Here is a 12,236-nt window from a genome sequence, read left to right on the forward strand (position 1 = left end):
TTTAAAATTTTGTTCTCAGCGTTAAAAACACATTATACTGATTTATAAATTCGTCAGACTTAATTTCGTAGTTATACCAATTTCCCATAACACCAATACTGGTTTTATGATTGAAATAATGATAATATCCCGCTCCCACCATGGTATTCACATACGACAGGAATGTATTTAGCTGAAAATCCAGCCTTTGGTCCTCAGGAGCCGTACCGGCCGATGCCATAACTATCGCATAATCCCTTTCATTCTCCATGTAGAAGCGGGCCTGTGCTAAAATGTTATTATAGACATCTGTATCATCAGTCATGATCAATCCCCTGATGTTCAACCATACACTGCCATATGTTTTTTCTACGCCAAAAATTCCGGTAAAGAAGTTTCTGTCATCCGTTAAACGGGCATATCGTCCTCCTACTTCAACCTGCCATTGGTTCTTAAATGGTTTGAAATAAGACAATCCTCCTTTGTACTTAGGGAAAAAACGTGTTGCTACACCCGCATTGGCAAGAAAATATGATTTGTTAGTAAACGTATGATACCAATCAATTTCTCCCTGCACGCCTATCCCTGTTGATCTGGCTCCATAATTTACCCTGGCTATATAGGTATCATTTTTATTTAATCTTAAATACTCAAGTGTAGCAACAGATGTGTTGATGGCAAGCGAGTCGGTTTCCACATTCAGGTAACTGATGTTCACCTGATTCTTCATCTGTTTTGCTTCAAGGTACTTTAGGTGGTCTTTATGCTCAGCATACAAATGAGCCGGAGGTATATAGTTAGCCTGCAGTTCTTCGGCTTTTCCATAATTACCCATTTGCTCATACAGAATACCTTTTTTATAAAGTAACTCCGCATTGTCTTTATTATAGGTTAGGCTTGTGTCAAGCACAATCATTGCTTCCTCATAATCTTTTGTATCAATTAATATGCCTGCCAGTTTTATTGCTGCTAGTGTATCGGAAGGTTTTAAAGTCAGTATTTCCCTATAACCTGATTTTGCCTCTGTAAGGTCACTATTCTTTTCGGCAGAGGAAGCATTTTTATAAAGCTCTTCTATTAATGATCCTTTTACATTAGTGCTATATGGATATTCTTTTTGAAGCTCTTTAAGAACAGCGATGGCTTTTTCTGACTGACCAGCATCAGAATATGCTCCTGCTAGTTTTAGCTTCAATTCTTTTGAATCCGGAAATTGAATCAGTGCTTTATTGATCAGGCTTATTGCCTCTTCATATTGTCTCATACTTATACGGGCACCTATTGCATACTCGTAAGCATTAAGATTTTCAGGATCTGAAAGTATCAGTTTATCTGAAATAGTTTTAACCATTTCAAAATCTTCATTTTCATTTAAGTATTTAATATATGCAATAGAAACCTCAGTAAACATTCCGGAATGATCAGCATTATCAGGATATTTATTGGTATTGGCACGTGCCATTTCATACGCATCTTCGTAATTACCCATCGTAGCCAACATATCTGTTTTATTTAAAACATATTTCTGTTCGTTAGGATGTTTTTTAATCAGTACTTCTATAGTTTCGGATGCTTTTTCATAGTCGTGTTGGGCCATGTAAATGCCAAAGAGATATTGATGTGCAAAAGTGCCATACTCTTTAGTATCTGTCAGGCTCTTAAACAAAGGAATTGCCTCCTTATAATTTTGCTGGTTAAACTCTATTTTAGCTTCTTCAAAAGCATAACTATCATATTTTTCTTTAATGTCGGTATCACGGGGATACAATGCATACAACTTTTTAATAGTACTTCTTGCGGCCTGTTTATTTTGCCTGCTTTCATAAAGCTGAAATTGTTTTAACAGCAATTCTTTAGAATTAGGGTTAGACTTTAATCCCTGCTTCAATATTACCTGTGCGTCGTCATAATAGCCACGTGCTATAGCAGTGCTTAAAAGATAACTTTGTGCTTCTTTATTAGATTTATCCTGATCATATAATTTTCCGTACAATACATATGGGTCTGAATTATTATGATAGCGTGCAGATTCTGACAGCAAATACTTTTGCATATTACTATAGTACACTGAGGGGCCTTTTTTCAGCTGGATAGCGACAAGGTCTAAGGCTTTCTGATATTCATGTTGTTGTTCAAGGATACCAATCTTTTTATTTAAAATATCCCTATTACCAGGCACATAATAAATACCCCTGTCGGCTGTATTTAGTGCCGCAGGAAAATTACCTAACTTTAAATAAACATTGATTAAGTTTAAATATAGTTCAGGATCTTTAGTATTTACTTCCAATGCTTTTTCATATTGCTTCGCTGCATTGGCAAGGTCATCTTTAGACATTTTTGCAGCATCACCCTTAAGCATATTGTTATACATGGCCTTGATTTGTTTATCCTGCGGAAAAATTTGGTACAATCGCTTAGTAGACCTATCTGCTTCCACCCTATTGTCGAGCAAACTGTAAAGACTGATTTTTTTTATCCATATCTTTTTGTTGTATGGAGAAATTTCTAACAACTCATTAGCATAACACACAGCACTTGAATAGCGTTTCGACAGCGTTTCGATATTCATCAGGTAATATTTTGAATCTTCACGATTAGGGCTTACCTCCAACACTTCCAAAAGTGTAACCCGCGCATCATCAAGCCTGCCTGTTTCCATATAGCACTTTCCAAGATATTCTTTAATGTCCATATCCTGAGGCGATAATCGTAAGGCCTTTTCACTATATTCAACAGCTTTCTTAAAGTTGTTTTTATTACCTTCTGTTTTTGCCTTTTCATAATATTTCTCAGAACTTATAGTCTGTGAATATGTAGTATGCGACAGTAAACAAAGTAAAACAGTAAAGGTTAAGAATTTTATCTTATACATGTGTTTGGGGTTTTATAGCTACACCTGGTTTTGCTTTATTTTCAAAGCCCTGCCTGGTCATTGTTCCCCATTCCATTTCACGGGATGTTAAAAAATTAAAATATCCTTTTAAGGAAAAGTACATAAGGATAGGATGATATATAAAAGGCTCGATAAGAATCATAAGCCATAGCTTTATTATTTCCCTGGTCGTCTGGTATTGCCTCTGAACATAATTATCCAATAGAATTGCAAGAGTACCAACCATAATAGTAAACGAGTAAGAATATAAAAATATATACCCGGCTGTTGACCAGTTTACGGCATCCTGTGCAATTAAAAATACTAGGTATACCAAGCCTAAGATCTCAATGATGGGAGCAAGAAAGTCAAATAAAAATGCAAAAGGAAAAACTACAAGGCCAAGGCGTTTATAATGTGGATTGAATAATATTTTTCTGTGTATAAAAAAGACCTGGATTAAACCTGTTGCCCAACGTATACGCTGGCGTGACAATATTTTCATATTAGGTGGGCCTTCAGTCCAACAGCAGGATATAGGAATGTATTCAATAGTATATTCCTGATTATTATTAATTTGGTGTGCAGCCATTTTAGTAAGCATGTCCATATCCTCAGCGTGAGAATAGCCGTCATATCCGCCTGCATTTATAGCAACTTCCCTGTTAAACAATCCTAGTCCTCCTGAAACATTAGGTACACAATTAACAAGACTCCAACTCATTTTGTTAAACAGGTATGCCCTAAGATATTCCATCTCCTGAAACCTTGGAATAAGTGATTGTGGAGGTCTTACCCTTTCAATTACTCCATCGTGTATATCGCAACTGTTAGACATTCTTAATGTTGCACCCACTGCTATAACTTTTACTGTAGAATTCAGAATGGGTTTAATCATCTTAAGCATTGTATCTCTTTCCAGCATACAATCTACATCGGTACATAAAAAATAAGGATATTGAGAAGCATTGATACCTGCATTAGAGGCATCAGCTTTAGTTCCCCCATTCTCTTTATCTACAATAGTCAGTTTTGAGTATTGAGCATTTCTGGACTTAAATATTCTTTTAAAGGGCTGGGTCTGTATCTTTTCCAGATAAGCATATGCAGTCTCCTCAAGCTCAAATTCATTTATCAATAGTTCAAGTGTTCTGTCTTTACTACCGTCATTTACAATAATGACTTCAAACAGCGGATAATTCAGAGTAAGTAAAGACCGTACATTAATAATTATACTTTTCTCCTCATTGTATGCCGGAGCTATAACAGATATACCCGGTGTAAGTGGCGAGTCCATAAGAAATTGCTCATCCAGTTTGGAGTTATAAGTCTTGTATTTAATGATTTTAATTATCGAGAAAACTGCCAAAACCATATAAAAAAATATTAGGCATGAGGCATAAATAAAAACAAAATATTCAAAAGCCGGGAAAGTTATCGCCATGTTATTAATATGAAAATTCATTTATTTAAGCAAGATTAATTCGTGTAGTATCCGGAAGCAATTCAATAGTTTCTGGCGAAGTTTTGCCTCTGCTGTTCCTTGCATTTACATAATTTCTAAGTACTGAAGGAATTAGTGGATTTATAACGTGTTCTAAAGTTAAATAGTTAAAGCCTCTTTCTTTTTTCAGTAGTAAATCAAAGTATTCCCTGCCCTCTTCATTATAAAGATAAATTACCTCTGCAATCAGGCGTTTTGCATCAAAATCGTTTATATCATCATATGCTTTCGTTAAAAAATCTAAAGCCTCCCCTGAGTTAATATATGCCAGTGCTTCTATAATTGCATTTTGGCAGGAAAGTGGCTGATGATAATACATATCCATAAGACGTGGCTCTAAGTGTTTTAACTGCATTTTACCTATAGCAAGAATGGCCTCTACCCTTATATTATGATTCGGATTATCTAAAACTTCAATCAATGCACTAACTGAGTTAGACTGTTTAAAGTGAGATACCATCCTTATAAAAAACACTGTCTGTGTAGGGTCTTCAGAATATACTATCCATTTACTAAAATTTGGTAAGTTATCCTTATGGTGGAGTTCAAGTTGCTGCATAAGGTTAATCTGGTCCCAATGATTTAAGTCGTTAACCTGATTAAAAAATTTAAACGGATCATTATTACTAACCCCAACATACGATGCCCTTGACTCCTTACGAAGCGAGTCATTTTTTGAATAGGTATGCAAAAGCATTTTTGAATCAGAGATTGTCAATTCAAGACGCGAAAGTGAATGAAAAGCATTAAGACGTGTGCGTGTATCAGCATAGTCAAGCTTCTTTTCAAGAAATATATCAATTTTAAGTCCTTTAATTATATTCTTATAACGAATAGATTTTAATTGTTCTTTTTCATCATTAACCACATCTTCAAGACTTGGTATTATAGACTCATAAGCCTTGTTATTAAGTTTGCCAAAAGTTTCTAAAAACATATTACATATTTCAATATCTGTATATATGTCTTTTGATACCAATATATTTTTGAAAAAGGCAAACATTTTTGGCCGCAGTTTCATAGCAAGCCTGCTATCTCTTTCTTTTTTGCCACGTATCCCAAATATTGTTGTAATGGAAATTATGGTAGCAATAAGACTTAAAAAAATTATGGAAAAGGCAGTTTTAATTACCAACGGAAAAGAACTCAGTGTAACCCAATATTGTTCTATAAACTGAAAAGAAGTGGAGTAACTAATTTCAGTTAGGAGCGAGTCAATATGTTGCAGAATATCTGCGTAAGAAAATAGTATCATACGTAATTATTGGTTTGTTATTAAGACTTCATTATTTTATCAACATGCATAACTAAACAATTACTCAGAAGGCTAAGCACGCTTAATTTAAAAATATAACAGTGGGATCCATATATTTAAATACAGAAAAAGGAATAAAGAAAAGGTGAGGATTGCTAGAGGGGTAAGCAATTTTAGAAGGTGGTGTCCATTATTGGGGGCATAACAAATGTATATCCTAATGAATGGAGATAACGTTAATCATATGGTAAATAATAAGTTAAATATAACCTTTCACAACTATTGTGTTTGCGGGCAGTAAAACCGCCCTCTTAATCAACTTCCGCATAGGCAAGCACCTGAAGTTATGTTAAAATTAACTTTTGGAACCTAAAAATTTTGTTATTGTCATTTTCCACCAGTCATTTTTAGTCCAACTAAATGTACTGAAATCAATATCTGAATTACAACTTACTGTGATTGGTTTTCTATTTAATTCTATTAGCTGTAAAAGTTTGGTTTCGATTTCTTTCAATACTTTACCGGTAATGATATTATTTGTACCAATTAGATTCTTAGGCCTGTCAAAGTTAAAGATATCAGCAGCTTCCCAAATCTTTTTATTTTTTAATTCTTCAAATGGCAGGGCGACTGAATTCTTCAATAGAGAAAGATTACAGCACAAAATATACCTGTCTCCTATTATTTCAGAAAATATAAATTCTTTAAATTGAAGTACCGGCTTGTTTAAATAATTCCTTATTTCAACCGGCTTAAGATTTTGAAAGGGTATTTCCTGAGAAATTACATCTGATGATTCTTCTCTATGGAATACATTAATTGGACAAATGGTATCCATGTCAAAATTGAGCACGCTGTAAACATTATAATTTATACGATAAGAAATCTTATCAGCAGATTCGATAACTTTCTGATTGGTGCTATGCGTTAGCAATAATCCATTAAAAAATCGGTAAACAATTTTATAATCATTTTCAATTCTATCTCCATCTAAATCAAGCAAGGAATAATAAATATCTCCCTGGGTTTTTGCCAATAAATAATCATCTCCATAATAGGAAACTTCGATAAATTCAGTTTTTCTTGTTTTACCGGACTTATATATAAATATTAATTCGCTGGTAGAAGATAATGCTGTTTTAAAGTTCATGATGTTGCTATTATTAACGATGAAGTAGTATTAAGCTAAATAAATATATACTTTAAATATCCATCTACCTCTTTTATTTCAATTTTATGCTAAAATCATCGTTAAAGTGCACATAAGATAGCTGAAGAGTGAAAATGTATTTCACCTCCAGCGGTTTATAGTATTAAATGTCACATTACAAACTTGCATTGCCAGTTTAAACACCTCTTATCGAACTTGTTGCTATAAAGTAGCATCGATGGCGAGTAAAGGAAATAAAAAATATATAATTAAAACTAAATTATATCTATGAGAATCTTTACGGGCTGTCTGTAATCATTGCTATAATATCTAAAATAAGAAACGATAATAATAGATAGGAAAAAGATCAAAGACTTACATCATAACTGTTTCCCGAATAATTACCTACAGTACTGAGATTGAACAAATGTTAATTTTTTATGTGTTAAATCTTTAAAATTATAACAGATAGCGTAAAATTACATAATGTTTTTTTCGCACAGATAGTATCTTTATAGCTATGAAAATTACCTTACAGAATATTGAATTGCAACTCAAAAATATGGTAGAGAATGCACCATTCCCGATTGGTGTATATATTGGCCGTGAAATGAAAATACTGCTGGCCAATAAGAGTATGGTAAAGACAATGGGTAAAGGGGATGATATAATTGGCAAATCTTATTTTGATATCCTTCCGGAACTAAGGGGCCAGGGCATTTATGAGAAGTTATCAGAAGTACTGGACAGCGGTATAGCTTATGAGGTAAAAAATAGCCGTGTGGACCTTATCATTGATGGGAAGCCCACAACACACTACTTTAATTATGCTTTTACTCCTATGCGAGATGCCAATGGTATCGTATTTGGTGTTATGAATACCGGAGCAGATGTGACAGACCTTAATATTTCACGTCAACAAACTTTGGAAGCTGAAGAAAAATTAAGACTTGCAATCTACTCTGCAGATTTAGCAACCTATGAAATTGACTTACAGAATGGGAAGGTAACCGTATCCGGCAGCTTTAGGAAAATGTGGGATATTGAAGACCAAATTATTACTAAGGAAATGATTATAAGCAGGCTTCATCCAGATGACTCGCATATACGTGATGAGGCTTGGAAAAATATTGGCCCTACAGGTAATGTCTCGTATGAAACCAGGATACTGCATAAAGACAATAGCCTACGCTGGCTTCGTATAAATGGTACTATCATCAATAATGATAAGCAAGATGCCATAGTATTGGTTGGAATAGCTCAGGATATAACATCGCACAAGCAATCGGAGGAACAACTTTCAGAGCTCGTTAAGCAACGTACAGCACAGCTCCAGCGCTCTAATAATGACCTGATGCAATTTTCACATATTGTGAGCCATGACCTGAAAGAGCCTGTTCGGAAAATCCAGATCTTTAATAAACTACTTAAAACAGCTGATAAAGAGACACGCGAAAAATATATGAGCAAGATTGATTCCGCAGGAGAAAGGATGATGCAGCTTATTGATGGGATCCTAGCCTATTCAGGTACATCTGCCTCAGGTTTTCCTGTCCAATCAACTGATCTTAACGCAATAATGCTGGGTATTAAGAAAGACCTTGAACTTCTCATTGATGAAAAAAAAGCGATTTTTGTTGAAGATTCCCTGCCCATAATCCAAGGGTCGTCTATTCTGCTGCAGCGGCTTTTTTATAATTTAGTAAATAATGCATTAAAATTTTCCAGAGCTGAAGTACCGCCCAGGGTCACCATATCTTATATTATGATTTCAAATGACAATACAGATGCAGTTCGTATAACTATCCAGGACAACGGTATTGGTATTGAATCACAATATACCGACAGTATATTTAATGCTTTTGAGAGGTTACATTCAAAAGACACCTACGAGGGCACGGGATTAGGATTAGCCTTATGCAGGAATATCGTCGAAAGACATAATGGTACAATAAAAGCTACCGGAAAGCATGATGGGGCTGAATTTATCATTGAACTGCCATTACAGCAATCAAAAGATTTTGTTTAAAATGGACATGACTTCATATAGCTCCCTTTACCCCCAAATGGCGCTATTCAAAATTAAATGAGAATATGTCGATAAAAAAGGCTATATTTGCAGAATAATCGTTTTCTGCTACTGCATTATCTGACAATAGTACTTCTCCAATTGGTCAGTCTGACGTTTTCAGTTACCAATTTATCTAATCATTAATTTTACACCTAAACCAGGTTGGTTTAGAGACCACGTTGATATCTTATCCTAATCTCGGGATACGTTAAACCAACACCAAATTTATCTGAGTACTTGCAATTTATATTTGCACGCTCTGTATATCAATCATTACTTCGGTTATATCATATATGATAGTGATTAAGCTTTTCAGATTAACAGGTTAATCTGAAATAATACACTACACTGCCGATCCTTATAAATTAAACGAAGCTATTCTCATAGCAATAATTACCATTATGACATTTAAAAACCTCAATATTATATCCCCTATCTTAGTTGCGCTTGAGCACCAGGGTTATCTTACACCAACACCTATCCAAGAACAGGCAATACCTTTCATACAACAAGGCAGGGATCTTATAGGATGCGCCCAGACCGGCACTGGTAAAACAGCAGCTTTTACTATTCCTATCTTACAGCACCTTTCCGAAAGAGCACCAAAAAAAGCTAAGGCGATCCGTTCATTAATACTTACGCCAACCCGTGAGCTTGCTATTCAGATCAGTGATAACATCACTTGCTACGGCAAGAATCTAAAATTAAAGCATACTCCTATATTCGGTGGTGTATCTCAGGTAAACCAGGTAAAAGCATTACGAACAGGTACCGATATACTTATTGCCACGCCAGGACGACTTATGGATCTAATGCAGCAAGGCCATGTTGACCTTTCACAAATCGAAATATTTGTTCTTGATGAAGCAGACCGTATGCTGGATATGGGATTTGTACGCGATGTTCAAAAGATCGTAGCTAAATTACCTCCTGCAAGACAAACCCTTTTCTTCTCCGCTACTATGCCTGCATCGATAAAAAAGCTGGCAGACAGCATGCTTCGTAATCCTGCTACTGTCACAGTAACCCCTGTATCTTCTACTGCACAAAGTATAAATCAACATGTGTATTTTGTGGAGAAAAATGACAAAAACAAGCTGCTTTCGCAAATACTTAGTGATGCAGCGATTTCACGTTCCCTAATCTTTACACGTACCAAACATGGGGCAGATAAGCTTGTTAAACAATTAATCAAAGAAGGAATATTTGCAGCCGCTATACATGGAAATAAATCCCAAAATGCAAGGCAAAAAGCCCTGAATGGTTTTAAAATAAACAAACTTCGGGTACTTGTAGCTACCGATATTGCTGCAAGAGGTATTGATATTGATGAATTACCCCATGTAATAAATTTTGATTTACCTAATATACCTGAAACATATGTACACAGGATTGGACGTACAGGTCGTGGAGGAAACACAGGTACTGCATTATCATTTTGCGGCAGTGAAGAGAAAGCAGACCTTAAGAGCATCGAGAAGCTCATCGGATTTAAGCTGCCAGTATCTTTACAAACTATAGTTTAAACTATGACGCAAATACTGCACTACAACAAAAAATAATTTTCAATTTAATTTATATATATATGGCTGAATCTTTTCAGAAAAAAGAAGATATTAAGAAAAACGTATTAAGAAAAAAACTTAAGGCTTCCAAAAAGCAGGAGCGAAAAACAAATAATAATAAAGGTAAAGGGTTTGAAAGCATGATAGCTTATGTGGACGCAAACGGCAACCTTAGCTCAACACCGCCTGAAAGCCGGATCATTCAGAGGGCACCTATCACCAAATCAGAAGTTCAATATAGATAGTTATAAAGGGCGTGATTCCCGATTTGGAAATTGTGTCCAAGAAAGGTGATTCTTTTTGTCTCAATAGGTAGAAAACAAGCTCCATCATCTAAATAAATCCTTATTTATCAGGATGTTCCGATAAAATTGACTACATTTACACAAAATAATATATTTACAATGCAAGAAGGTACAGTAAAATTCTTCAATGAAGAAAAAGGTTTCGGATTTATTACACCAAGTAATGGTGGTAAAGAAATCTTTGTTCACGTTTCAGGACTATCTGAAAACATTCGTGAGAATGATGAAGTTCGTTTTAACGTGGAAGAAGGCCGTAGAGGTCCAAACGCAACAAACGTAGTCATAGCTTAATACACTATATAAGTTTAGTTACAAGCCCCTGTTATTCACAGGGGCTTTTTTTATGTTAGAAATCATTTGCTTTTATAAAAAAAATGAGCACCCCTCCAGACATTCATACAGTTTTCCATAAGAATTATTCGTGGAACTGAGACAAAACATCAAGTAATAAATTTGTTGAAATTTATTTAAACTTACACTTAAAAAAATCATATAAATCTGTATTTTAGCTACTTAAAATATTATTTTATGCATTCAATAGCTGAATACAAGGATTTTTTTATTCGTTATTTAGAGAACCAAATTATAACTAAAGAGCCTAAAAATCTATATGACCCAATAAACTATACCTTGTTTTTGGGAGGAAAACGAATACGACCTGTTTTAACTTTGGTCGCTACAGAAATTTTTGATATAAACTTCAAATCAGCATTACCAGCCGCCTTAGCAGTAGAGGTTTTTCATAATTTTTCACTAGTTCATGATGATATTATGGATGGTGATTCTATTAGGAGAGGAAAAACAACAGTACATAAAAAATGGGATCTTAACACTGCTATTCTTTCAGGAGACGCCATGCTTATCCTAACCTATCAATATCTGGAGGGCTATGAGCCAAGTCTTGCTAAAGCTTTGAGTAAAGTAATGACTAAGATGGCTCTTGAAGTTTGCGAAGGACAACGATGGGATATTGATTTTGAAAGTCGACAAAATGTTACTGTTTCAGAATACCTAAAAATGATTGAATATAAAACGGCAGTACTCATAGCCTCATCAATGAAAATAGGTGCAATTATTGCCCAGGCTTCTGAAGAAAACTGCGATTTAATTTATAATTTCGGGCTTAATTTGGGCTTAGCATTTCAACTGCAAGACGATTATTTGGATCTTTTTGGTGATACTCCATCATTTGGAAGACAATTAGGGAGTGATATTATTTCTAATAAAAAAACCTATTTATATTTAAAGGCTCTTGAATTTGCAACTGAAACTGAAAAAGAAGAGTTAGTAAAATTGTATGCGGTTCGTCTTGACGATAATGCGAAAAAAATAGAAACTATAACTGAATTATTTCGAAAATCCGGAGTTCCTAGAGCAACTCAAGAAGCAATAGAGAGCTACACTTTCAAGGCCTTTGAATCTTTAGACAAAATCAATATAGACGAAAATAAGAAAGTACTATTGAGAGGTTTTGGGGAGAACTTAATGGGAAGAAATGTTTAGTCGTTCCGATCAGTATAAAATCTCCCATC

At 34.7% G+C, this 12,236-nt stretch carries 9 protein-coding genes; 5 read left to right on the forward strand and 4 right to left on the reverse strand.

The annotated features are described in order from the left end of the window. Position 1 precedes the first annotated feature (1 nt). From EPI11_RS17940 to EPI11_RS17955, 4 genes are all read right to left on the reverse strand, one after another. Positions 2–2,854 (reverse strand): tetratricopeptide repeat protein, encoded by a 2,853-nt coding sequence (locus EPI11_RS17940; RefSeq protein ID WP_128391373.1) that lies wholly within the window; start codon positions 2,852–2,854, stop codon positions 2–4. Continuing rightward, positions 2,847–4,298 carry a glycosyltransferase family 2 protein gene (locus EPI11_RS17945; protein WP_128391417.1) on the reverse strand — a complete coding sequence of 484 codons (1,452 nt, stop codon included), beginning with the start codon at positions 4,296–4,298 and terminating at the stop codon, positions 2,847–2,849. The genes EPI11_RS17940 and EPI11_RS17945 overlap by 8 nt, the downstream gene beginning before the upstream one ends. Positions 4,299–4,323: 25 nt before the next feature. Then, positions 4,324–5,613, reverse strand: coding sequence for a HEAT repeat domain-containing protein (locus tag EPI11_RS17950; protein WP_128391374.1), 1,290 nt, complete (start codon positions 5,611–5,613; stop codon positions 4,324–4,326). A 355-nt stretch (positions 5,614–5,968) separates the two neighbouring features. Beyond that, complete coding sequence (locus EPI11_RS17955; RefSeq protein ID WP_128391375.1) at positions 5,969–6,763, reverse strand: hypothetical protein; 795 nt, start codon at positions 6,761–6,763, stop codon at positions 5,969–5,971. Positions 6,764–7,283: 520 nt separating this feature from the next. Here EPI11_RS17955 and EPI11_RS17960 point away from each other — a divergent pair. The 5 genes from EPI11_RS17960 to EPI11_RS17980 all read left to right on the forward strand — a co-directional run bounded on the left by EPI11_RS17960 (position 7,284) and on the right by EPI11_RS17980 (position 12,207). Next, a complete protein-coding gene (locus EPI11_RS17960; protein WP_128391376.1) occupies positions 7,284–8,792 on the forward strand; it encodes a PAS domain-containing sensor histidine kinase in 1,509 nt (502 codons plus the stop codon). 443 nt (positions 8,793–9,235) lie between these two features. Continuing rightward, positions 9,236–10,360 carry a DEAD/DEAH box helicase gene (locus EPI11_RS17965; protein WP_128391377.1) on the forward strand — a complete coding sequence of 375 codons (1,125 nt, stop codon included), beginning with the start codon at positions 9,236–9,238 and terminating at the stop codon, positions 10,358–10,360. A 59-nt stretch (positions 10,361–10,419) separates the two neighbouring features. After that, entirely contained in the window at positions 10,420–10,644 is a 225-nt protein-coding gene (locus EPI11_RS17970) for a hypothetical protein (RefSeq protein ID WP_128391378.1), read from the forward strand. Between the two features lie 159 nt (positions 10,645–10,803). After that, positions 10,804–10,995, forward strand: a complete 192-nt coding sequence (locus EPI11_RS17975) for a cold-shock protein (protein ID WP_128391379.1) — start codon at positions 10,804–10,806, stop codon at positions 10,993–10,995. Positions 10,996–11,232: 237 nt separating this feature from the next. After that, complete coding sequence (locus EPI11_RS17980) at positions 11,233–12,207, forward strand: polyprenyl synthetase family protein (RefSeq protein ID WP_128391380.1); 975 nt, start codon at positions 11,233–11,235, stop codon at positions 12,205–12,207. Positions 12,208–12,236 lie beyond the last annotated feature (29 nt).

The organism is Flavobacterium cerinum, from assembly GCF_004028155.1.
GTDB lineage: Bacteria > Bacteroidota > Bacteroidia > Flavobacteriales > Flavobacteriaceae > Flavobacterium > Flavobacterium cerinum.

What these genes read in the sequence shown, in the direction of transcription:
- EPI11_RS17940 (WP_128391373.1), bottom strand. Translation starts at nt 2,854, where the DNA reads ATGTATAAGATAAAATTCTTAACCTTTACTGTTTTACTTTGTTTACTG.
- EPI11_RS17945 (WP_128391417.1), bottom strand. Translation starts at nt 4,298, where the DNA reads ATGGCGATAACTTTCCCGGCTTTTGAATATTTTGTTTTTATTTATGCC.
- EPI11_RS17950 (WP_128391374.1), bottom strand. Translation starts at nt 5,613, where the DNA reads ATGATACTATTTTCTTACGCAGATATTCTGCAACATATTGACTCGCTC.
- EPI11_RS17955 (WP_128391375.1), bottom strand. Translation starts at nt 6,763, where the DNA reads ATGAACTTTAAAACAGCATTATCTTCTACCAGCGAATTAATATTTATA.
- EPI11_RS17960 (WP_128391376.1), top strand. Translation starts at nt 7,284, where the DNA reads ATGAAAATTACCTTACAGAATATTGAATTGCAACTCAAAAATATGGTA.
- EPI11_RS17965 (WP_128391377.1), top strand. Translation starts at nt 9,236, where the DNA reads ATGACATTTAAAAACCTCAATATTATATCCCCTATCTTAGTTGCGCTT.
- EPI11_RS17970 (WP_128391378.1), top strand. Translation starts at nt 10,420, where the DNA reads ATGGCTGAATCTTTTCAGAAAAAAGAAGATATTAAGAAAAACGTATTA.
- EPI11_RS17975 (WP_128391379.1), top strand. Translation starts at nt 10,804, where the DNA reads ATGCAAGAAGGTACAGTAAAATTCTTCAATGAAGAAAAAGGTTTCGGA.
- EPI11_RS17980 (WP_128391380.1), top strand. Translation starts at nt 11,233, where the DNA reads ATGCATTCAATAGCTGAATACAAGGATTTTTTTATTCGTTATTTAGAG.